Origin of the sequence: Hymenobacter sp. BT18, assembly GCF_012273015.1 — a bacterium.
Lineage (GTDB): Bacteria > Bacteroidota > Bacteroidia > Cytophagales > Hymenobacteraceae > Hymenobacter > Hymenobacter lutimineralis.
Map to the genome: position 1 here is coordinate 234,334 of NZ_CP050954.1, position 21,857 is coordinate 256,190.

Annotated in this window: 21 protein-coding genes; 13 read left to right on the forward strand and 8 right to left on the reverse strand. The window is 60.1% G+C overall.

What is annotated here, in order from left to right:
• Positions 1-105: 105 nt before the first annotated feature.
• Complete coding sequence (gene alaS, locus HER32_RS01035) at positions 106-2,790, reverse strand: alanine--tRNA ligase (protein WP_168679804.1); 2,685 nt, start codon at positions 2,788-2,790, stop codon at positions 106-108.
• A 282-nt stretch (positions 2,791-3,072) separates the two neighbouring features.
• Between alaS and HER32_RS01040 the strand changes: the two genes are divergently transcribed.
• Complete coding sequence (locus tag HER32_RS01040) at positions 3,073-3,435, forward strand: MerR family transcriptional regulator (RefSeq protein WP_168679806.1); 363 nt, start codon at positions 3,073-3,075, stop codon at positions 3,433-3,435.
• Here HER32_RS01040 and HER32_RS01045 read toward each other — a convergent pair whose 3' ends face one another.
• On the reverse strand, positions 3,436-3,849 hold the full coding sequence (locus tag HER32_RS01045) for a hypothetical protein (protein ID WP_168679809.1): 414 nt from the start codon (positions 3,847-3,849) through the stop codon (positions 3,436-3,438).
• Between the two features lie 53 nt (positions 3,850-3,902).
• Here HER32_RS01045 and dprA point away from each other — a divergent pair, with 53 nt between their 5' ends.
• Together dprA and HER32_RS01055 are read left to right on the forward strand one after the other, a co-directional pair.
• Positions 3,903-5,030 (forward strand): DNA-processing protein DprA, encoded by a 1,128-nt coding sequence (dprA, locus tag HER32_RS01050; protein ID WP_168679818.1) that lies wholly within the window; start codon positions 3,903-3,905, stop codon positions 5,028-5,030.
• A 16-nt stretch (positions 5,031-5,046) separates the two neighbouring features.
• The gene (locus HER32_RS01055; RefSeq protein WP_168679820.1) at positions 5,047-5,877 is read left to right on the forward strand and encodes an aminotransferase class IV; all 831 of its coding nucleotides are present in this window, start codon (positions 5,047-5,049) and stop codon (positions 5,875-5,877) included.
• A gap of 34 nt (positions 5,878-5,911) precedes the next feature.
• On the opposite strand, the gene HER32_RS01060 is transcribed toward HER32_RS01055, so the two are convergent.
• The 5 genes from HER32_RS01060 to HER32_RS01080 all read right to left on the reverse strand — a co-directional run bounded on the left by HER32_RS01060 (position 5,912) and on the right by HER32_RS01080 (position 10,478).
• Positions 5,912-6,187: a hypothetical protein gene (locus HER32_RS01060; RefSeq protein ID WP_168679822.1), complete on the reverse strand. Its 276-nt coding sequence runs from the start codon at positions 6,185-6,187 to the stop codon at positions 5,912-5,914.
• Between the two features lie 19 nt (positions 6,188-6,206).
• The gene (locus HER32_RS01065) at positions 6,207-7,001 is read right to left on the reverse strand and encodes a thymidylate synthase (protein ID WP_168679823.1); all 795 of its coding nucleotides are present in this window, start codon (positions 6,999-7,001) and stop codon (positions 6,207-6,209) included.
• Positions 7,002-7,314: 313 nt separating this feature from the next.
• Complete coding sequence (locus HER32_RS01070; protein WP_168679825.1) at positions 7,315-8,772, reverse strand: serine hydrolase; 1,458 nt, start codon at positions 8,770-8,772, stop codon at positions 7,315-7,317.
• 224 nt (positions 8,773-8,996) lie between these two features.
• Entirely contained in the window at positions 8,997-10,178 is a 1,182-nt protein-coding gene (locus HER32_RS01075; protein WP_168679827.1) for an FAD-binding domain-containing protein, read from the reverse strand.
• A 15-nt stretch (positions 10,179-10,193) separates the two neighbouring features.
• Positions 10,194-10,478, reverse strand: coding sequence for a TIGR03643 family protein (locus HER32_RS01080; RefSeq protein ID WP_168679829.1), 285 nt, complete (start codon positions 10,476-10,478; stop codon positions 10,194-10,196).
• A 164-nt stretch (positions 10,479-10,642) separates the two neighbouring features.
• Between HER32_RS01080 and HER32_RS01085 the strand changes: the two genes are divergently transcribed.
• Entirely contained in the window at positions 10,643-11,308 is a 666-nt protein-coding gene (locus HER32_RS01085) for a hypothetical protein (RefSeq protein WP_168679832.1), read from the forward strand.
• Positions 11,309-11,364: 56 nt separating this feature from the next.
• On the opposite strand, the gene HER32_RS01090 is transcribed toward HER32_RS01085, so the two are convergent.
• Positions 11,365-11,604 carry a hypothetical protein gene (locus tag HER32_RS01090; RefSeq protein WP_168679834.1) on the reverse strand — a complete coding sequence of 80 codons (240 nt, stop codon included), beginning with the start codon at positions 11,602-11,604 and terminating at the stop codon, positions 11,365-11,367.
• A 132-nt stretch (positions 11,605-11,736) separates the two neighbouring features.
• On the opposite strand from HER32_RS01090, the gene HER32_RS01095 reads away from it, so the two are divergent.
• The 9 genes from HER32_RS01095 to HER32_RS01135 all read left to right on the forward strand — a co-directional run bounded on the left by HER32_RS01095 (position 11,737) and on the right by HER32_RS01135 (position 21,811).
• Positions 11,737-14,037, forward strand: coding sequence for an efflux RND transporter permease subunit (locus HER32_RS01095; RefSeq protein WP_168679842.1), 2,301 nt, complete (start codon positions 11,737-11,739; stop codon positions 14,035-14,037).
• A 44-nt stretch (positions 14,038-14,081) separates the two neighbouring features.
• On the forward strand, positions 14,082-14,543 hold the full coding sequence (locus HER32_RS01100) for a hypothetical protein (RefSeq protein ID WP_168679844.1): 462 nt from the start codon (positions 14,082-14,084) through the stop codon (positions 14,541-14,543).
• Between the two features lie 47 nt (positions 14,544-14,590).
• On the forward strand, positions 14,591-15,172 hold the full coding sequence (locus tag HER32_RS01105) for a hypothetical protein (RefSeq protein WP_168679846.1): 582 nt from the start codon (positions 14,591-14,593) through the stop codon (positions 15,170-15,172).
• 175 nt (positions 15,173-15,347) lie between these two features.
• A complete protein-coding gene (locus HER32_RS01110) occupies positions 15,348-15,698 on the forward strand; it encodes a hypothetical protein (RefSeq protein WP_168679848.1) in 351 nt (116 codons plus the stop codon).
• A 40-nt stretch (positions 15,699-15,738) separates the two neighbouring features.
• Positions 15,739-17,142 (forward strand): SWIM zinc finger family protein, encoded by a 1,404-nt coding sequence (locus tag HER32_RS01115; protein WP_168679850.1) that lies wholly within the window; start codon positions 15,739-15,741, stop codon positions 17,140-17,142.
• A complete protein-coding gene (locus HER32_RS01120) occupies positions 17,135-18,724 on the forward strand; it encodes a DUF5691 domain-containing protein (protein WP_168679852.1) in 1,590 nt (529 codons plus the stop codon). Before HER32_RS01115 ends, HER32_RS01120 begins: the two co-directional genes overlap by 8 nt.
• A gap of 177 nt (positions 18,725-18,901) precedes the next feature.
• Entirely contained in the window at positions 18,902-20,002 is a 1,101-nt protein-coding gene (locus tag HER32_RS01125; RefSeq protein WP_149072855.1) for an ATP-binding protein, read from the forward strand.
• Positions 20,003-20,068: 66 nt separating this feature from the next.
• Positions 20,069-21,145 carry a hypothetical protein gene (locus HER32_RS01130; protein WP_168679854.1) on the forward strand — a complete coding sequence of 359 codons (1,077 nt, stop codon included), beginning with the start codon at positions 20,069-20,071 and terminating at the stop codon, positions 21,143-21,145.
• 81 nt (positions 21,146-21,226) lie between these two features.
• On the forward strand, positions 21,227-21,811 hold the full coding sequence (locus HER32_RS01135) for an SMI1/KNR4 family protein (RefSeq protein WP_149072853.1): 585 nt from the start codon (positions 21,227-21,229) through the stop codon (positions 21,809-21,811).
• Positions 21,812-21,857 lie beyond the last annotated feature (46 nt).

A 21,857-nucleotide genomic window follows, 5' to 3' on the forward strand; every position in this document is an offset into this window, starting at 1 on the left:
TAATGGACATGAAAAATGGGCGCTGCAAGACATCCTGCCTTACAACGCCCATTGCGGTTTAGTAGCCGAATAGTCAAAGCTATTAAACTAGCTCTTGATTAGCAACTACCCCAGCAGCCCGCTTACCAGCGCCTCAGCCTTGCTGATAGCAGCGCCTAGGCCGGCTACGTTCTTGCCGCCGGCCGTGGCGAAGAAGGGCTGTCCGCCGCCCCCACCCTGGATTTCCTTGGCCAGTTCGCGCACCAGCGTCGAGGCGTTGAGCTTGCCACCTTTGGCCAGCTCGTCGTCCAGCATCACGGCCAGTTGGGGCTTGCCGTCGATTTCGGCGCCGAGCACGGCTACCAAGTTGGGCACGGCCTGGCGAAGGTTGAAGGCCAGGGTTTTGAGCGAATCAGCGGAAGACGCCTGCACTTGCGCGGCCAGGAAGTTCACGCCATTCAGCGCCTTCACCTGGCCAGCCAGCTGGTCTTTCTGCTGGTTGATGCTCTGCTGGGCAAACTGGTCGATCTGCTTGCGCAGGCCGGCAATTTCCTCGGTTTGCTTTTCGATGCTGGGAATGAGGTGCTGGGGGTTGCCCAGGGCCTCGCGCACCTGGGCCAGCAAGTCCAGCTGCTGGTTCACGAAGGCTTCGGCAGCCTCGGCCGTCACGGCCTCAATGCGGCGTACCCCGGCCCCTACGGCGCTTTCCGAGGTGATTTTGAAGAAGCCAATGTCGCCGGTGGTACGCACGTGGGTGCCGCCGCAAAGCTCCACCGAGAAGTCCCGGTCGAAGGTGATGACGCGCACGAACTCCCCGTACTTCTCCCCGAACAGGGCCGTAGCCCCCAGGCTCTTGGCCTCTTCGATGGGCACGTTGCGGCGCTCATCCAGCGGAATCTGCTGGCGGATGCGCTGGTTGACAATGGTTTCCACCTGCCGCAGCTGGTCGTCGGTTACTTTGGTGAAGTGGGAGAAGTCGAAGCGCAGCAGCTTCTCATTCACCAATGAGCCTTTCTGCGCTACGTGCATGCCCACCACCTCGCGCAGGGCCGCCTGCAGCAAGTGCGTAGCGGTGTGGTTGCGGCGGATCTGGTCGCGGCGGGCAGCATCAAAGCGGGCCGTAAACTCGCCTTCCAGGTCCTGGGGCAGTTCCAGCACGGTGTGCACGATGAGGTCATTTTCCTTCTTGGTGTCCAGCACGCGCACCTTGCTCAGCGCCGACTCCAAGTAGCCCGTGTCGCCAATCTGCCCGCCCGACTCTGCGTAGAACGGGGTCTGGTCGAGCACCACCTGGTACTCGGTTTTGCCTTTGCGGTCGGTGCGGCGGTAGCGCAGGATACGGGCCGGGGCCTGCTCCTGGTCGTAGCCCACGAAAGCCGGCTGTTCCTCTGAGTCGTGCACAATTACCCAGTCGCTCTGCTCAGCCTCCTGCGCGTTGCGGGAGCGGTTTTTCTGCTGTTCCAGCTCCTTTTTGAACCCGTCCTCGTCCACCGTCAAGCCCTTTTCGCGGGCAATGAGGGCAGTGAGGTCGAGCGGGAAACCGAAGGTATCCGACAATTCGAAAGCGGTTTTGCCGTCGATGCGGTTGCCGTTGGCATTAGCGGCTTCTTCCAGAGCATCGAGGCGGCGCAGGCCGTTTTCCAGGGTTTTGAGGAAGGCAATTTCTTCCTCCTCTATCACGCGCTGTACAAACTGCTGCTGGGCCTTCAGCTCGGGGAAGATGTTGCGCATCTGCTCGGCCAGCACCGGCACGATTTTGTACAAGAACGGCTGCTTCTGTCCCAGGCTCGAAAACGCGTAGCGCACGGCCCGGCGCAGGATGCGCCGAATCACGTAGCCGGCCTTCACATTGCTGGGCAGCTGGCCATCGGCAATGGTGAAGGAGATGGTGCGGATGTGGTCGGCAATGACGCGGATGGCAATGTCGGTCTTCTCGTTTTCGGTAGCCGGCTGGTCGTTCACGGTGGCCGGGGCGGTACCGTGGTACTGGATGCCGGCCTCGGTGGCAATGAACTGAATCAGCGGCTGGAAAACGTCGGTGTCGTAGTTGGACTTTACGCCCGACACGGCCATCATCAAACGCTCGAAGCCCATGCCCGTATCTACGTTCTGCTGAGGCAGTTTTAGCAGCGACTTATCGGCACGACGTTCAAACTCCATGAACACGTTGTTCCAGATTTCAACTACCTGCGGGTGGTCGGCATTCACCAGCTCAGCTCCGCCTTTCTGGGCAATTTCGGCTTCGTCGCGCAGATCGATGTGGATTTCGGTGCAGGGGCCGCAGGGGCCGGTGTCGCCCATTTCCCAGAAGTTGTCCTTCTTGTTGCCGGGCAGAATCCGGTCGTCGGAAGTGTACTGGCGCCACAAGTCCTGCGTCTCCGTATCGGGGCCGAGGCCGTCGCCCTGGTCGCCCTCGAAGTAGGTGACGTACAGCCGCTCCTTAGGCAGCTTGTATACCTCGGTGAGCAGTTCCCAAGCCCAGGCAATGGCGTCTTTCTTGAAATAGTCCCCAAACGACCAGTTGCCGAGCATCTCGAACATGGTGTGGTGGTAGGTGTCGTAGCCTACCTCTTCCAGGTCGTTGTGCTTGCCCGATACGCGCAGGCACTTCTGAGTGTCGGCAATGCGCTTGAAGGGCGCGGGCTTGTTGCCGAGAAAGTAATCCTTGAACGGGGCCATGCCCGAGTTTATGAACAGCAGCGTGGGGTCGTCCTTGACCACGATGGGCGCCGAGGGCACGATGTGGTGGCCTTTGGAAGCAAAGAAATCCAGGAATTGCTGGCGGACGTGGCTGGCGGTGGGCAGTGACATGGTAGAATAGATGACGGCGGGCGCAGAAATTGGCCGCGGCCGGGATTTTGGCTACTTTTCGCCTTTCCGGCGGAAAGGCGCTAGCGGCAAAGGTAGCCGACTGAGCCGGAAAGCGAAATTACCGCCGCCAAGCTGGCTTTTTTGGCCGTCATTCCGAGCGAAGCCGAGGAATCTCGCGTGCTTATGTTGTGGTGTCAATCATGAGTTACCACACTAGCGAGATTCCTCGGCTTCGCTCGGAATGACGTTCTTTAGAGTTTAGAATACCTCCTGCCCCATCCCATGCCCTACAAAGACCGCGAAATCGAAAAGCAGTACTTCACCATCGGCGAGGTGGCCGCGCAGTTCAACGTGGCACCTTCGCTGATTCGCTTCTGGGAAACGGAGTTTGAGGAGCTGCGCCCGCGCAAAAGCAAGAAAGGCAACCGTCTCTACACGCCCCAGGACATCGACACGTTCCGCACCATCTACCACCTGGTGAAGGAGCGCGGCTACACCATTCCCGGCGCCCGCGACATGCTCAAGCAAAAAGGCCCCCAGCTCAAGGAGAAAATCGACGTGATTCAGAGCCTGGAGCGGGTGCGCAAGTTCATGGTCACGATGAAAAAGGAGCTGGACGCCATTGGAAAAGCGCAGCAGGGGTAATTATTCTTCTGCTTGCCTAATCTGTGCAAAATAGTTCGTAGCAGCTCCTGCGGCGGGCAAGCTAATTCCTAAGAAAAAACCAATCAGATCAGGAAGAAGGCTGAAGACCGAATTTAGGACGAAGCCTAAGAGGAATTGTGTGCCGAAAGCCCAAAGCAGAACTTGTTTAATTTTAACTGATTCTGATGGATACTTAGATTGAAGTACTTTGTAGGTCAGGAATCCAACACATAATGGCATGATAAGATACCTCATTAAAAAATAGAATGTTAACATGACGATGAGGCTTGATACATCATCTTCCGTCATGTGGTCAAAAGGGTTCCAATGATATTCGGCATGAGCAGGCATAGCAATAAACATCATTGACACTCCTGCCAAAGAAGCAAAACGTAACAATTTCAGATATTTCATACTGGTCTGTACTCTTATGTATTCTCTACACTAAAGTTCATTGAAATAAATTCATGAACGACGACACCCTGCTCCACGAAGTCGCCCTGACGCTGTTTCCCGGCGTGGGGCCGCAGCTCACGCGGCAGCTGATGAGCTACGGGGGCTCGGCGCGGAACGTACTGCACCTGCTGCCGGGCAAGCTGCTCAAGATTCCGGGCGTGGGACCGGCCACGGTGGCCGTACTTACCGGCAAGGAGCGTATGGCGGCCCTGCAGCAGGCAGAAGCATCGGTACGGAAAGCGGAGAAAGAAGGCATACAACTGCTGTTTTACACCAGCAAGCAGTTCCCGGCCCGCCTTAAGCACATTCCCGACGCGCCAGTGCTGCTCTACTACCAGGGCACGGCCGACCTCAACCAGCCCAAAACCCTGGCGCTGGTGGGCACCCGCCAGGCCACCGACTACGGCCGCGAGCAAACCGAGCGGCTGGTGCGCGGTGTCGCCTCCCACCGCCCGCTGATTGTGAGCGGGCTGGCCTACGGCATCGACATTGCCGCCCACCGCGCGGCCCTGCAGGAAGGACTGGACACGGTAGGCGTCATGGCGACGGGCCTCGACGTCATTTACCCTCACGCCCACCGCAAAACCGCCGAGAAGATGCTCAGCCAGGGCGGCTTGCTCACGGAGTTTCCCTTCGGCACCCCGCCCGACAAGTACAACTTCCCCGCCCGCAACCGAATCATAGCCGGGCTGGCCGATGGCACTGTGGTAGTGGAAGCCGCAAAAAAAGGCGGGGCACTGATTACGGCCGACCTGGCCCAGGGCTACGACCGGGACGTGCTGGCCGTGCCGGGGCCCCTGGGGTCGGCGGCCTCCGAAGGCTGCCACGAGCTGATCAAAACCAACAAAGCCGCGCTGTACTCCGAGCCGGCCGATATCGAGCAGGTGCTGAACTGGGACCTTGCCCTCCACCTCACCGGCAAACCCCAGGCCCCCACCACGTTCGACCCGCTGGATTTTACGGATGAGGAGTTTGGACTCCTGACGGTACTGCAGCAGGCTCCCAACCGTGAGGAACACCTTGATTCCCTGGCCTGGAAAGCCCAGCAGCCCGTGCACCAGGTGGCTTCCCTCCTACTGGGTCTGGAGTTTCGGGGGCTGGTGAAGGCGCTGCCGGGCAAGCGGTTCGGGCTCAGCTGATTTCTTTGCGCATGGTATGACATCAACAACGTTCCTGCTCTACAACGGTCGGTTGCTGCCCGAAGCCGCGTTTGCCTTGCCTTTGCCCAACCGCGGGCTTTCCTTCAATGATGGATTTTTCGAAACCCTGGTGTGGAGCCAGGGCCGCCTGCGCTACGCTGAGCAGCACGCGCGCCGCATGCAACAGGCCGCTGCTGTATTAGGCTTAGAGCTTCCAGAGGCAATAAGTACTGCCCAGCTAGAAGCCGCTTTAAGCCAACTTGCTCAAGCCCAGCAGCTACCCCAGGTCCGGATGCGGGTGCAGCTCTGGCGGGCTGGCGCTGGGCTCTACACGCCCGAATCTCAGGAAGCAGAGTGGCTGGCTACGTCCCAGCCCTTCCAAGCCAACGACACACCCGTTCAACGTGCTGACTTTGCTAAGACGGTACAGACGCAGGTCTCCCCGGTATCATTTTGTAAAGGCCCTAACGCGCTACTATACGTAATGGCGGCCCGGGAGCGGCAGCAGCGGGGACTCGACGACTTGGTGTTGTTGTCGGTGGCGGGCTACGTGGCGGAAACTATTTCAGCGGCCATTTTCTGGGTGAAGGATAAGCAGCTCTACACCCCGGCCTTGACGACGGGCTGCGTGGCCGGGGTGCGCCGGGCACATCTGCTCCAGGTTGCCCGGCAGCAAGACATCGAGTGCCACGAGGTCCTGGCCCGCCCCGAAGAGGTGCAAAGGGCAGATGCAGTGTTTTCGGCCAACGTGGCCGGTATACGCTGGATCAAACAGCTGGGCACGACTTGCTGGGAGGCTGAGCATCCGCTGCTCAGCCAGCTGCGGCACTGGGAGGCGCAGCCCTGACTTTATCGACCCGGCGGAGTTTAACTTAAGCGCCTTACCGCCACCCGTGGCGGTAAACCACCCACGCCATTGTGCCCCAGAAGATCAGCAGCAGCGCAATACAGAAAGCCTGACCGAGAAGATTTCCCAGCCGGCTGCCTTCCTGCTGAAGGCTTTGTGGTTGCTGCCAGAGCTGGCGTAGCGGTACCTGCCCGCGGCTCTTGACCGAGAGGCTGAAAAGGCCTACCAGCCGCGCCAAACCACGAAAAAGCCAGCCGAAAAGCCCATCGACTAATCCCTCTAGTACGAAACTTGCAACTGCCTCAAACATACCGATGCTATGGTGGAAGCTATACCGCCACCGGGGCTTTGATGGCAGGATGCGGATGGTAATTTTCCAACTGAAAATCCTCGTACCGGAAGGCGAAAATATCCTGCACGTCAGGGTTCAGGCGCATCTGGGGCAGCGGGCGGGGCTCCCGGGTGAGCTGCAGGCGGGCCTGCTCCAGGTGGTTGCTGTAGAGGTGAGTGTCGCCGCCGGTCCAGATGAATTCGCCGGGCTCCAGACCAGTTACCTGGGCCATCATGAGCGTAAGCAGGGCGTAGGACGCAATATTGAAGGGCACACCGAGAAATACGTCGGCGGAGCGCTGATAGAGCTGGCAGCTGAGCTTGCCATCGGCCACGTAAAACTGGAAGAGGGCGTGGCAGGGCGTGAGGCGCATGAGCGGCAAGTCGGCCACGTTCCAGGCCGATACCACCATGCGGCGCGAATCGGGCTGGGTGCGCAGTAGATGTACCATCTGGCTGATCTGGTCGATGCTCTGCCCGTCGGGGGCTGACCAGCTGCGCCACTGCTTGCCGTAGATGGGGCCGAGCTGCCCGTTTTCGTCGGCCCACTCCCGCCAGATCGTCACGCCCACGTCTTCCAGGGACTGGTTGCTGGTGTCGCCGCGCAGAAACCAAAGCAACTCGTGGATGATGCTTTTCAGGTGGACTTTCTTGGTCGTCACCAGCGGAAAGCCTTCCTGCAAGTCAAACCGCATCTGGTAGCCGAATACCGAGAGTGTGCCCGTACCGGTGCGGTCGGTTTTCTGGGTGCCGTGGTCGAGAATGTGTTGGAGCAGGGCGTGGTACTGGCGCATAGAAGGCGAAAAAGCAGGTCAGGGGAAGAAGTCAAAAGTACAGAAACCCGCCCGAAACGCCGGTACGCTTTGGGCGGGTTTCTGCTGCTCATTCGTCCTTTGCTAGGTGGACAGTGAGCAAAAAGGGCGTCATGCTGAGCATAGCCGAAGCATCCCTACAGCTGGCTAACTTCTACTGTGAGGACGAAGCGGTAGAGATGATTCGGCTATGTTCAGCATGACAGTTTGGAAAGTTTTTCATGTCCTTAGGCGTGTATTGCCCATACAGGCTACCAGCCAAACCGGACCACGTAACTGCCTGGCAATTTAAAGACTACTTACCTGCACCCACCCTCAGCTTCTTCAGATGCTCAACTGCCCCGGTGTTCTGTGGATTCAGGGCCAAGGACTGCTGATAGTTGCTAATGGCCAGCGCGCTATTGCCCTGCATTTCATAGGCCTCCCCCAGGCTGTCGTAGGTATTCCAGCTGTTAGGGTGCAGGTCCACATTCAGCTGGAACAGCTCGACTGCCTGCTTGATCTGGCCTTGCCGAGCCAGCACATAGCCCCACTCATTTACAGCGTCTTCGGACAGGTGCAGCTCGGGGTGCGTTTTCTTCACGGCATTGTACACATCGAGAGCCCGGCCGTGGTCTTTCGAGGCCAGAGCGCTGCGGAATGCCTGTAGCGCCGGCGGCACGCCGTACACGCCTTCCACTATCTGGTGGGCAAGATCCCACAGCCGCCCCTGCGTTTGCGGGTCCGATTCGTTGGCCAGCACCACAATGCCAAAGCCCAGCTCGGGGTAAAAGCTGCAGTAGCTGGCAAAGCCGAAGGTGCCGCCGGTGTGCACAAACTGCCGCTTGCTGTCCGGGGTCTGGCGCATAGTCCAGTTCAGGCCAATAGCTTCTGCGTCCACGCGTCCCCAGGTTATCTGATGACTTAGGGCTACGGCTTTATTTGATTCTGCCAGCTGGTAAGCCAGATACTTCACCATGTCGGCCGCGCTGTAGCGCAAGCCACCTGATGGTTCCAGGTTCCCGATGAAGTGGTACGGCATTCGGTGGCCCTTTTCATTGTGCCCCACCGCCAGCTGGCTATTCCCGGCTTTTGCCTGCACGGCGCTTTGCAGCTGCAGCGGCTTGGCTATGTATTTTTCCACCAGCTTTTCGTACGGCGTCTGGTAGACGCTTTCCAGGATGTAGGCCAGCAGCTGCGCCCCGGCGTTGGAATGCCGCGGAATCAGGCCGGGCACCGTATCGGGTTTTACGGCGTGCAGGTCGGCGTAGAACTGCTGCTTGGTGTAGGTGCTCGATGCCCTAAGAATAAGCGCCGGAATAGAATCGGGTGGGGCCTGCTGCAGAATGGCGGTCAGATCGGGCAGGTTGTCGGGCAGGGCCGAGGTGGTATTAGCCAAGTGCACGAGTTTGATGGGCTGGCCAGCGTAGGCAAGGTTAGGATACTTTCCTAGCATGTACTTGCGGATATCATCCTCCAGGCTCACCCGTTTTTCCAGCACGGCCTGGGCCAGCAGCAGACTCGTAAACGTTTTGCTGACCGAGCCGATTTCGTAAATGGTATGCGGCGTGGGCGCCTGGCTCGTTCCTTTTCGCGTGGTGCCGAAGTTGTAAAAGTAGGTGTGCTTGTCTTTGATGATGCCTATGGAAAGGCCTACTGCGGTGGGTTCTTTGCTGAATGGCCTTCCCTCCCGCTGCACCACCAAGTCAAGCTGTTTATTGGGGTTGCTGCTGGCTGTGGGCGCCGTGGGCTGCCCAAACACAAGGGAAGCCATTAGCAGGAAAAGGCCGGTAAAAAGGGGCGCGCGGTTTGCCGTCATAGAAGTCTGGTTTCCGCAGGACACTGCCGCTGCCCGAAAAGGTTACAGCTGGGCGGCAAGTTTTTAACTCGGCAGGCTGAGCTTTGGGCGGCCGGTCAATTTGCCATGAATTCGAATCAGCGTCAGCAACGCCGCAACGCGAAGTAGCACGTCTCTCCTACGGATGGCTAATCACCTCTTCAGCCCTCTCCAACCTCCTGGCGGCGCAGGACTTTTTCGCACTTTTTCCAGTAGTTGAAAAAGCTGGGGAAATAGCCCGCCACCTCCGGCACCAGCCAGGGACGGGCGTCGTGAGTGCCGGGGTAGTGAGCCGTGGTCGGGTGCTGGCGGGTGTAGATGGCCGGTACGTCGGCCAGGTGGGGCAGCTCCGTCACCTCCCCCACGAAAACCTGGATGCCGGGGATATTGTCGGTGGCCAGCTGCTGGATAAAGGCCAGCACCGCCCCGCTCACCGGGAACCGCCGGAAGTGTGAGGGTTCCAGCACCAGGATGCGGTTGGCGGGCTCGTCGGCGCGCCACTGCGGGTCGAGGTGGTAGCTGTTGTAGAGCAGCAGCGGCCGGGCGGGGTCGATAACCGGGGCGGACGGCGCGGGCAGCGGCGTTGCCAGGTCGGGCGCGACGGTGGCCTGCAGCTCCGAGGGCACGGGCAGCGTAGGCAGCTCGCTGTAGGCTACGTCGAGGTAAGTGTGGCGCTGCTGGCTGCCTGTATAGTGGTTGATGTTTTCCTGGTTGCAGTAATACTGCTTGCCGGCAAACGCGCCGGCTACCCACTGCCAGCTGCAGGTGTTGCTGGCCAGGTCGCCGTCGAGCAGGTGGTAGTAGAGCCAGGCCGCCGGAGCCGACCAGTGCGCCCGCCCGATGCAGCAGGCCAGGCTGGCTACGTACATGCGCAGGTGGTTGTGCAGATAGCCGGTGGCGGGCAGGCGGCGCAGATATCCATCCACGGCCGCAATGCCGGTGCGGGCTTCGGGCAGGGCCCGGGGCAGCTGGTGGTGCCGGGCGCCGGGCTGGGGCTGGCGCAGGTCGCGGAACAGCTCGTCGCCGCGGGCCTCCCACACCCGCTGGAAATAGTCGCGCCAGCCCAACTCACTGGCTAGCTTCTGCATATCCTCGAAGGCGAAGCCGCGGGCCTGCAGGGCCTCGTACACCTGCCGGGTGCTGATGACGCCCCGGCTCAGGTAGGGCGACAGATACGTGAGGGCTCCGTTGAGGAAGTTGCGCGAACGGCCGTAGCGCACCGGGTCGATGGCCGCTATGCGGTCCAGAATAACCGCGTACTGGGTGGGGAAGCTGATGGCGGGCGCAGCGGCGGGCTCGGAGTGGGCCTGGCCGGCGTGGAGTTTGCGCAGGTGGGTGCTCATGACGGGAAAGGGGCGCTACCGCTTGCTGATTTTGTTGCGGGAGATGCTGCGCTGCTGGTTGCTCTTGAAGCCGTCTATATCGTCGGGGCGGAGGGCGCGGTGCTTGGTAGCGCGGCCGCTCATGCGCGCCCGCCACATCCGGAATGAGGACGCCTTCATTTCGCGGCGCATCAGGGCAATGACGTCCTTTTCGGCTAGGCCAAACTGCGCCTCAATGGCCTCGAACGGCGTGCGGTCCTCCCACCCCATCTCGATGATGCGGTCGATGTCGTCGGGCGATAAAGGGGCGTTTGCGGGCATACGGCAGCGAATGTGTGCCGGCATGAGGCAGCCGGCGCTTCTGCAACCGTTGGGCTTCGGGGGATGTTTCGGGCGGCAGAGGCTTCAAACCTGCCATTGCCGGTATCTAGCGCAAATACAATTATTGTGCTTGTATCTTTAGTAAGCTCTTTACCCCATATTCTATGAAAGCGCCGAATCTAGGTATCGACCCTGATGATTTGAGTGAAGTCATTATACCGCAAATTGAGAAGTCATTCGGCATTACTTTTCAGCAAAAAGATGTGGCTGATGTATATACCTTCGGCCAGCTCTGTGCGGTAGTACGAAGTAAACTTCCAGCTCAGACAGCCAATGATTGCACCACTCAGCAAGCATTTTACAAACTTAGACAGGCACTTGAATTGCATACTCCGACGGAATCTATCCATCCGGGTGCATTGCTGGTTGACATCCTGCCGGTGGGCCGACAACGGCGCCGGACAGTAGCTGCTATCGAGCGGGAGCTGGGTATGAAGCTCAATCTGCTGGGAATGCCGCCGCTCATTTTAGGGGTTGGCTGTTCTCTCCTGATCATTTCGTTAGGTAGCTTATTTTTCGATCTGACTTTTGGTCTGATCGGCATAGCCTGTTCTATTGCTGGCTTACGATTAGCAGACAAGCTGGGTACCTACCTGACGATCAATACCCTCCGTGATGTAGCTGAGCGCATGAGCAGCCGTCATTACCGAGCCTCACGCCGCCATCCGGAACAGGTCAACCCACGGGAAATAACGGCCCGAATGCAGTATCTTTTCTTAAAGGATTACGGCATTGATTTAATTGAATTAACGCCAGAGGCCACTCTGTAGAAGCAAAAGAGCCACTCGGTTTCGAGTGGCTCTTTTGCTTCTACAGAGTGGCCTCTTTACATCGACTTCACCGCCGGAGAAGCGGCTGGGGCAGGCGTTACTGCAGCCGTCTTGGCGCCCTTCTTGGCGCAGCAGGAGCCGCCCGCGGTGGCTTTCTCGCCGGGCGTGCAGCTGGCTTTGGTGAGGGTGGCGGTAGTTTTCTTGGACTTTTTGCCTTTGGCATCGGTGGGACCTTCGTTGGCCGCAGCCGAACCTACAAAAGCAAACAGGGCGAGGGCGAGCAAAGCGTTTTTCATGGCAGTTCTTGGAAAAGAAGGAAACAAAAGCGGAAAAGCGGCGGTTGGCTATCCGCCTGCTCTAAAGTAGCAAATAAGCCGCGGCCGTTGCATGCCGGCATCCGGCCGGTGGAGCCGCACGTTATTCTTTCTATGCCCCTTCGCAAACTCGCGCACCTGACGCTCCTGGCCCTCGGGCTGCTCACGGCCCTGGCCGTGTTCTTCGTGGCCCAGCTGCGGTTCAACTACAATTTCAACGACTTTTACCCCGCCGGCGACCCGGACCTGGACTACTACATGGCGTACTCCGGGCGCTTCGGCAACGACAACGACTACGTGCTGCTGGGCCTGGAAGCCCCGGCGGGTCAGACGGTGTTCGAGCCCCGGTTCCTGACCAAGGTCGATTCGCTCACTCAATTTATTCAAAGTCGGCGCCACGTTACGCAGGTGTCGTCGCCCACCACCGCCACCAACCCGGTGGTGGAAGGGCTGGGCGTGTTCAACGTGCCCTACCTGCACCCGCAGGAGCCGCAGCGCCGGGCCCAGGACTCGGCCCTGGTGTACCGCACCCCGGGCCTGGTGGGCAACCTGATTTCCCGGGATGCGCGGGCCGTGACCATCCTGTTCCAGACCTCACCCAACCTCAGCAAGCCGCCCGGCGACTCGCTGCTCACGGCCGTGCGCACGGAGCTGCAGCGCCAGGGTATTCCCGAAACGCAGTACCACCTGGCCGGCAAGATGGTGGCCCAATCGGTGTTTGTGGACCGCCTGCAGGTGGAGCTGATGGTGTTTATGAGCCTCTCGGTGGTGCTCGTGACGGGGCTGCTCTGGCTCACGTTCCGCACGTGGTGGGGCGTGGTACTGCCCCTGGTGGTGGTGCTGGGCTCCATTCTGTGGGGCCTGGGCGTGATGTCGGCCTTTGGAGTCAGCATTGATTTGATGACGGCGTTGCTGCCGGTGATGCTGTTCGTGGTGGGCATGTCCGATACCATTCACATCATCACCCGCTACGTCACGGAGCTGGGCTACGGGGCCAGCAAGAAGGATTCGCTGCTAATTGCCCTCAAGGAATCGGGGTTCGGCTCGGGGCTGTCGGCGCTGACGACCAGCATCGGGTTTTTCACCTTGATGACCAGCACCATCCGGCCCATTTACAACTTCGGACTGTTTACGGGTATTGCCGTGCTGCTCACGTTTGCCCTCAGCTTCACCTTGCTGCCGGCCATGCTGGTGCTGCTGCGCAAGCCCCAGCTGCGGGTGCCGCGCGAAACCGGCCACAGCTGGGACGGGGTGCTGGGCCGCATGTTCCGCACGGTGCTGGCCCGGCGGCACTGGGTGGTGGCCATCAGCGCCCTGGTGCTGGGGCTGTCGGTAGCCTCGGCCTCGCGCATCCGTATCAATTCGGCGTTGCTGGATGACCTGTCGAAAAACGACCCGGTGAAGCTGGATTTCGCCTTTTTCGAGCGGCAGTTTGCCGGGGTGCGGCCCTTCGAGCTGGACTTGAAACCCGGCCCCGGCCGCACGATTTACGACCTGCAGGTGCTGCGCCAGACCGAGCAAGTCGAAAATTACCTGCAGAAAACCTATGGACTGAACTTCGTGGCCTCGCCCGTCACTATCATCAAATCGGTGCGCAAGGCCCTGAATGGGGGTTTGCTGGAAGAGTACCGCCTCCCCGACTCGGAAGCCGAGCTGGCGCGCCTGACCCGCAAGGTGAAGCTGTTTCGCAAGAAGCCGGAGTTTCGGGCCCTGGCCTTGCCCGACGGCTCCGAGGGCCGCCTCACCGGCCGCATGCCCGATGTGGGCTCCATCCGGGCCGACCAGTTGAACGCGGATTTGCGCCGCTTCCTGCGCACGTCGGTGGACAGCACCGTGCTGCAAACCCGCCTCACGGGCTCGGCCAACCTCATCGACAAAAACAACGAAAACCTCACGCTCAACATGATTACGGGCATGAGCATCGACATCGTGATGGTGACGCTGATTGTGCTGCTGCTCTTCCGCTCGGTGCGCATGACGCTGGTGGTGCTCATCCCCAACCTGGTGCCCATCCTGATTGTGGCCGGGGTGATGGGCGCAGCCGGCGTGAGCATGAAGGTGAGCACCAGCATCATCTTCACCATTGCTTTCGGCATTGCCGTCGATGACACCATCCACTTCATCTCCAAGCTGAAGCTGGTGCTGCTGCAGGAGCCCAGTTTGTTTAAAGCCGTGCGCAAAACCTACCTGATGGCCGGCAAAGCCGTTATCGTCACCTCCCTGATTCTGGTGGGTGGCTTCTCCACGCTTATCTTCTCTTCCTTCGACGGCACGTTTTACGTGGGGCTGCTCATTGGCCTCACGCTGCTGTTCGGGGTAGTGGCCGAGCTGACCTTGCTGCCGATTCTGATTCTGTGGTTTTACCGGCACAAGCCCAAGGAAATCCGCCAGCCGGTGCCGCTGCTGGAGGCGTAGGCAGGCTTGCTGAGGAGCCACGTATCTTTACTCCCGATACGAGCATGCCTTTCCCTGCCCACCTCCGAAAAAAAGTAGCGCGTCGCCGGATCCTGCGTTTCAGCGGGCGCCTAATTCAGCTTGCCCTGGGTGCCGGTTTTATAGGGTGGTTCTTTTACAACTTTTTTGGGCTTGATCTGGTGAAGGTAAACCAGGAAATGGCGCTAGAAGGCGTCGTAACCAAGCGCGAAGTGAACCGCCAGCATTTCAACTGGTACCTCAACCACGACGAATCGGCGCGGTACGACTTCTGGTCATTTGAGCCCGGCGACGCGGCTACCCGGCAGCAAATTACGACCGACAGCCTCGCGTTTATCCGCTCCACGGGCGACGCATCCGGCTACACCTACTATAACACGCTGGGCTATTACCTGCGCCCCGGGGCCCGGCTGCGGAAAGCCGCTCATTCGTCTTACATCACTGTCGTACAAAATCACCAGGTAACGCGGTGGAAATACCGGCCGTAAGGGCATGAGGTAGCCTATCAACTGCGCCAAGCCGCCATCTTTACCCTATGATCAAACGCCTTTTGCCCGTTCTGCTTGTCCTTGCCAGCGCCGCAGCCTTCGCCCAAACGCCCAGCGCCGCCCCCGACGACCCGTTGCCCAGCCTGATCAGGGAGCGGGAAACGCTGGTGCGCCAGTACGAAGAAGCCAATGCCCAGCGCAACGCTTTTCTGGCCAACAAGCCCAGCAAGAAAGATCTGCAGGAAGTAGTGGACGCCCTGAAAGGCATCATCCGCAAGGACACCGAAATTGTGCGGGCCGTGCAGGCCGCCACCCTGCGCAAAACCGCCGCCGTGGTAGCCGAAAACCAGCAGACCAAGCAGCAGATTACCGTGGCCCAAACCGACCAGACCAGCACCCGGGAGCGGTTTCACGACCTGGAAAACCAGATTGCCAACCTGCAGGAGCGGGACCGGCAGCGCACCAAGAAGCTCCAGGAGCTGCAGGCTACTGCCGAAGAAGCCACCGATGCGCGCACTTCGCGTGAGCTGCTGGCCGCTGCCCTGGCCGTGTTGTCGGTGGGGCTGCTGTTCTACGTGCTGAAGCTGCGCGGCCGCCTGAGTGCTGCCCCAACTCGTCGGCGGAAGTAGAACAACGTTACCGATGTTGGTTAAGTAAACCGTCATGCTGAGCGGAGTCGAAGCATCTCTACTGCTTCGTCCACACGTCAGAAATTAGCCAGAGGTAGAGCTGCTTCGACTCCGCTCAGCATGACGTTCTTTTATTTGAACATCGATATTTCAACTTCGACGCCTCACCACCTTCATGCTCGTGCCCGCCGCCCAGTTTCTAAGCTACGCCGAGGCGGTAGTGCTGTACCAGCAACTCAAAGAGGCCGACGTAGACGCGCTGGTGAAAACCTGCGGGCCGCCGTCATTTCCCTTCGGTGACGGAATGTACTACCAGCTACTGATCGAAGAAGCCGACGTGCCGCTGGCCCGGGAAACGGTGGAAGCATTTGAGCAGCAGCGGGCCACGCCGCAAGCCTTGCGTTGCTCCCGCTGCCGAGCTGAGGGCGCAACGCCGCTCACTAAGCCGAAATGGTGGCAGCGGCTGTACTACGCGGGCACCCAGCTGCACAAATGCCCAAATTGCGGCGCGGTATTTCCCGTCTGAACGCCTACTTTGCCCCGGCACACCAAACCGCGACATCGTTTTGACCTGGACCGAAGAACAGGCCCGCGCCCTCATCACCGACTCCGGCACCCTGAAACGGGGCCAGGAGCTGGCCGCTCCCGCCAAGTGGGGCAACCTGGGCCAGACCGAAACCGCCGCTTGGGGCGAGTGCAAAGGCAGCGGCAGCAAGCCCTACCAAACCGGCATCGACCTCACGGCCCCGGCCTTCAAGTGCAGCTGCCCCAGCCGGGTGTTTCCCTGCAAGCACGGCGCCGGGCTGCTGTTGCTGCTGGCCCGTCAGCCCCAGCTGCTGAGCGGCACCACGCCGCCCACTTGGCTGCAGGAGTGGCTGGATAAGCGCCAGCAGACGCAGGAAAAGCAAGTAGCTAAAGCTGAACCAACCGCCGCGCCAGCCACCGATTCGGGAGCCGCTGAAGCCGCCCGCCAGAAGCGGGAAGCCCAGCGTCAGACGCGCATGCAGCGGGGAGCCCAGGAGCTGGAAACCTGGCTGGCAGATATTATGCGGGCCGGGCTGGCCGCCACCGACCAGCAGCCGCGCACCTTCTGGGAAAACCAGGCGGCCCGCCTCGTAGACAATCAGCTGCCCGGCCTGGCCACGGTAGTGCGCGAGCTACCCACCCTGCGCCACCAGGGCCCCGACTGGCCCGCCCGCCTACTGGCCCGCCTGGGCGAGCTGTACCTGCTGGTGCGGGCCTTCCTGCGCCTGCCCGAGCTATCCGAAGAGGCCCGCCAGGAAGTGCTGCAACAGGTAGGCGTGAACCTGAAAAAGGAAGACGTGCAGGCCACCCAGCCCCCCGTGGCCGACGAGTGGCGCGTACTGGCCCAGACCACCACCGAAGAAGAGCGCCTGACGGTGCGCCGCTCCTGGTTGCGGGGCCATCAAACCGAGCGGTTTGCGCTGGTAGTGGAGTTTTCCTTTGGTGGGCAAGCATTTGCCACACCTCTATTGCCCGATGGTTCTTACACCGGCGAGTTGACGTTTTACCCCGGCCTGCTCCCTCTGCGCGCTATTCCTGGTCAGCTCACATTTCTGGGAATTCAGCCGGGCAACCCCATTCCCGATGGCGGCATTGGGCCCGACCAGCTGCTGACAGAATATGCTGATGCCCTGAGTCGACTGCCCTGGCTGCGCGAGTGGCCCGCCTTGCTCAAGGGCGGCGTCCCCACCCCCGTGGTCGATGGCTGGGTGCTGCGGTTTTCGTCAGCCCCAACCAACGTCGAAAACCCAGTAGATTCGACTTCCCCGGAACAGCACTTCACCGACCTGCCCCTGCTCTGCGACGACCTCTCGGGCTGGGAGCTGCGCGCCATCAGCGGCGGCCAGCCGCTCACGGTGTTCGGGGAATGGACCGGGCAAGTTCTGCGCCCTTTAGTGGGCTGGAATACAGTGGTTGAACCTGCAAAAAGCCTGGTCGATGCCTGAACACGTCACCAACCCCGAAACTACCCTGCGCCCCGGCGCCGACTGGCAGCGGCTGCAGCGCCTAGGCCTGCTTGGCACCCGTCAGAGCCCCGGCGAGCTGCCTCAGGTGCCCGGCTTCACCCTGCCCGAAGCCACGGCCGACTACCGTGAGAAGCAAGCCCTGCTCACGGCCGGTGTGCTGAGCGTTATCCGCAAAGCCGGATACCAACCTGCCACTAGCCAGAAACCAGCCGAAGCAGTAGCCGCCCCCGAAACCCAGGATGCCCTTGGCACCAACGGTACGCAGTTGCTTCAGCAGCTCCTGGAAGGCCAGTACCCCGAGCTGCTGCCGGAGTTTCTGGCGGCGCTGGCCGAAAACCAGCGGCGGGTGCCGCACCAGCTGCTGGTGCAGCTACTCGAACACGCCCGCACCCGCTCCCAGCTTCACCGCGCGGCAGCCGCCGTGCTGGGCCAGCGCGGGGCCTGGCTGGCTTCCCAAAACCCGGCCTGGCAGGCGCTGCTGGCCGCTTCGGAGCAGGCTACCGAGGAAACCGCCTGGGAAACCGGCACCATCGGTCAGCGCGCTCTGTTCCTGGAAGCCCTGCGCCGCCGGGAACCGGCCCACGCCCGCGAGCTGCTGGCGGCCGTGCTGCCCCAGGAACCGGCCAAGCATCAGGCTCTACTCCTGAATATCCTGCAGGAGGGTCTTTCCCCCGCTGATGCGCCCTTACTCACGCAGTACCTGGCGGCCAAAAGCAAGGAAGTACGCCAAACCGTATTGCCCTTGCTCGTGCGCCTGCCCGACGGCACGCTGACGGAGCGGCACTGGCAGCGCGCCGAGCCGCTGGTACAGCTAAAACGAAACCTGCTAAGCAAAAAACTACTGGTGGAGCTGCCCGCTACCGACTGGGATAAAACCTGGCTACTCGACGGAATTGAGCAGAAGGACAGCCGCTTTCCGGGCGAAAAAGCGGCCCTGCTCGGCCAGCTTTTCGCCCTGATTCCACCCCGCCGCTGGTCCGAACACTGGAACCTCTCTCCTTCCAAAATCCTGGACCTCGCCGCTGATACGGAGTGGACCGCGCTCCTGCTTACGGCCTGGGCCGAAGCGGCCGTGTTGCACCAGGACCCGGCCTGGGCTGAAGCACTGCTGGAATGGTTTTACGAGCGGACGCGTAAGCAGCTTCTCGTTCTGCCCACGGCCAGTCTGGCCCGGCTCCTGCCCCCGGCCCGGCTCACCGAACTAGTACTGCCGCTCATCAGCGCCACCCCGCATTTCCACTCTGAGGTACGCTGGCTGCCGCTGCTGCTGCTGGTGCCGGCGCCCTGGCCCGAACGCCTCACGCGCCGGGTGGTGGAAGTGCTGCGCACAGCCTTCAGCAAGCCCGCCGAACTGTACCGCATCCAATACGCAGCCTCTCAACTGCTGGAGTACATGGCCCGCGTAGTGCCTGCCGAACAGTACAACCTCTGCGCCGAGCCCCTGCAGCCCCTGCTCCAGGACGTGCCTTACCTCCACAACAGTCTCGCCCGCCTGCTCAACACCCTGCACTTCCGCCAGCAACTCGCCGAAGCCCTTCACGAGCCGACCGCGCCCGGCTAGCAAGCAATACCGATGAGGAAAGGTTGGCGGTGCTTGACCAATCAGCCGACAAACACCTAGCTAATCGAAAAAGAGCAAGGTCGAAGCAGGACGGTCAATGATTTGATTCACCCGCATCTTCCTCTTTTTTCCTCATCTGAAGAAACCCACTCTTGGCATCTAACTCTACCTTCCTTTATGTCCACTACCGCTCCTTCCAACGTCCTGCGCCCGCACGCCGAGGACGTGTACGCCGAAGAACTAGCCGCCCTGCGCGCCGCCGACCACGACCGGCCCAAGCCCCCGAACTGGCACCTCTCGCCCTGGGCTACCGTCATCTACCTGCTGGGCGGCAAGCTGGACAATGGCTTCGAAATTGAGCCCAAATACATCGGACAGCGGCGGCTGATGGAAATTGCCGTGGCTACCCTGGCCACGGACCGCGCCCTGCTGCTGCTGGGCGTGCCGGGCACGGCCAAAAGCTGGGTATCAGAGCACCTGACGGCGGCCATCAGCGGGCGGTCCGACTTGCTGGTGCAGGGCACGGCGGGAACTTCGGAAGATGCCATCCGCTACTCCTGGAACTACGCCCGTCTCATTGCCGAAGGACCTTCCCTAGGTGCGCTGGTGCCCTCTCCCCTGTTCAAAGGCATGCAGGAGGGGCGCCTCGTGCGCCTCGAAGAGCTTACCCGCATACCCTCCGACGTGCAGGACACGCTCATCACTATGCTCTCGGAAAAGGTGCTGCCCATCCCCGAGCTGTCTACGGAAGTGCAGGCGACCAGCGGTTTTAACGTCATTGCTACCGCCAACGACCGGGACAAGGGCGTGAACGAGCTGAGCAGCGCCCTGCGCCGCCGCTTCAACACGGTGGTGCTGCCGCTGCCCAACTCCCAGGCGGAAGAAGTGCGCATTGTGCAGACGCGGGTGGAAAAACAGGGCAAGGCCCTGCAGCTGCCCGTAGAGGCCCCGGCCCTGGAGCAAATCAGTCGCCTCGTAACCATCTTCCGGGAGCTGCGCTCCGGCGTGACGGATAATGGCAAAACCAAGCTCAAGAGCCCCAGCGGCACGCTTAGCACCGGCGAGGCCATTTCGGTGATGAACAGTGGCCTGGCCCTGGCCGCCTACTTCGGCGACGGCAGCCTGCGCGCCCACGACCTGGCCGCCGGCCTCACCGGCGCTGTAGTGAAAGACCCCGTGCAGGACCGTACCGTTTGGCTCGAATACCTCGAAACCGTGGTGAAAGAGCGGGAAGGCTGGAAAGACCTGTACCGCGCCTGCCGGGAGGTGGTGGAGTAGCGCGTAGAATACTAGCCAGTCCTGCATCTGGCAAGCAGAGCTGTACTATCAATCCATCAAGAGCCTATGAATGCCCAAATCCTCAAACAGCTATTACTTCTTTTTGCCGTTATACTGCCGCTAAGGTCCAACGCTTTTACTGAGTGGCGACAGTCTCTTTTGGGTAGCGCTGCCGATATAGTGGTAGTGAAGAACCGCATCTGGGTGCTTAATAATGGCGGGCAGATAACGGTTTATACTACTGATGGAGCAAAAGTGCAGATGGCTTCGCTTCGTGGCATCCAGGCACAGCTTATTGCTCAAGCAGGAGATGATATAGTAGCTCAGACAGGTCAGCAACTGCAGTTATGGAGCAGCAAAGATTCCACTTGGCGCGTCGTTGGAAAGTTGGCTGTCAATGCGTATGCACTGGCAGTCACTAGCCGGAACCATATTTTCGCCATCACTAACAAGGGCGTTCTGGATGTTGTCATGGGCCAGACCCATTTACCCGATTCATCCCCTAATAACCAACTCAGGGAGCTAAAGGAATTAGGCAAACCATCCGCCTGCTTTCTAGATAAAGACGACAATATCTGGCTGGGATTTGGGTATGGTGAATGGGGCGGGAATATTTTTGCTTATGACACGCAGCATCAGAAATTCACCGATCTAAAATTCAATTCATTCAACATTACCCTGCATCCTATCAAATCCTTTTTTCAGCTACCCTTTAGTATAGGCACTTCTTCTGGTTTGCAGCATATGTCGAATTCCGGTGCTGTGGCTGAGTTCAGAAACCAAAGTGCCCAGTTGCTTTATAGTTCCTGGAATGATCGGGATACAAGCGCAACCAGCCAACCCTCTTTCAGAAGTAATGCGCCGTATGTCGGGCCGGCGGCGTATGATGCCGGTACCAATACCATCTATGTGTATTCCAACCTAGGGGTTTATAAAGGTTCGTACGGCACCAACCTTTCCCGATTTACATCATGGAAAAAGGTATTTCATCCTAAGCTGCATTGGCGCAATGGCCAGCCTGATGCAGTGGGCTCACCGATGAATGTATTGAAGTTGCTTTCCTTGGGCAACGGAAAATTGGTGCTACTAACTCAAAACGACGGAGTGGGCATCTGGGATGGGCAAGCATTCAAATTACTCTAAGCCCATAGATTACGACCTCCGCCTTTTCGGCATCATTCACCACGGGCCCAGCAGCGCCGCCAGTCCGTCTCAAACCCTTCCATGACCTTCGCTAAACTCCTTGCCCGGCTAGATGCCCTCCTCCAACGGCACCGCCCGGAGTATTACGCGGAGCTCAACCCACCCGCTACAGCAGCTGAACTAGCGGCGTTTGAGGCGGAAGTTGGCTTAACGCTGCCAGCGGAACTGTGGGCGTGGTTTAGCTGGCACAACGGCCAGAACGATGAGTGCTTTGAAAGCCTGGTGGCCAACTACGAGTGCCCCAGCCTGAGCAGTGTGGCAGAAAGCATGCGCATCAACCGGGAGCTACTCGAAGCCGGCGACTTTGTGCTCAACTGGTGGCAACCCAACTGGGTGCCGTTCTTGACCAACGGCAGCGGCGACCATGTCTGCCTCGATCTGGAGGGCACGTTCACCGGCCAGCCGGGGCAGCTCATCGAGCATTGGCACGATTGGGAGCCGCGCGACGTGGTGTTCCCAGACTTAACCGTCTGGCTGGCTGCCGTGGTGCAGGCCTACGAAGCAGTTCTGGCCGAAACGGGCGAACCAGAACTGACCGATGAGCAAATCCTTGACCTAGAGTTGGGGTCACCAGCCGGGTTTCCGCTTGAGTTTCGCGCAAGATAGCTGAATGTATGACTCCGAAAAGCTGCGTATTACCTTCTCAATCCAT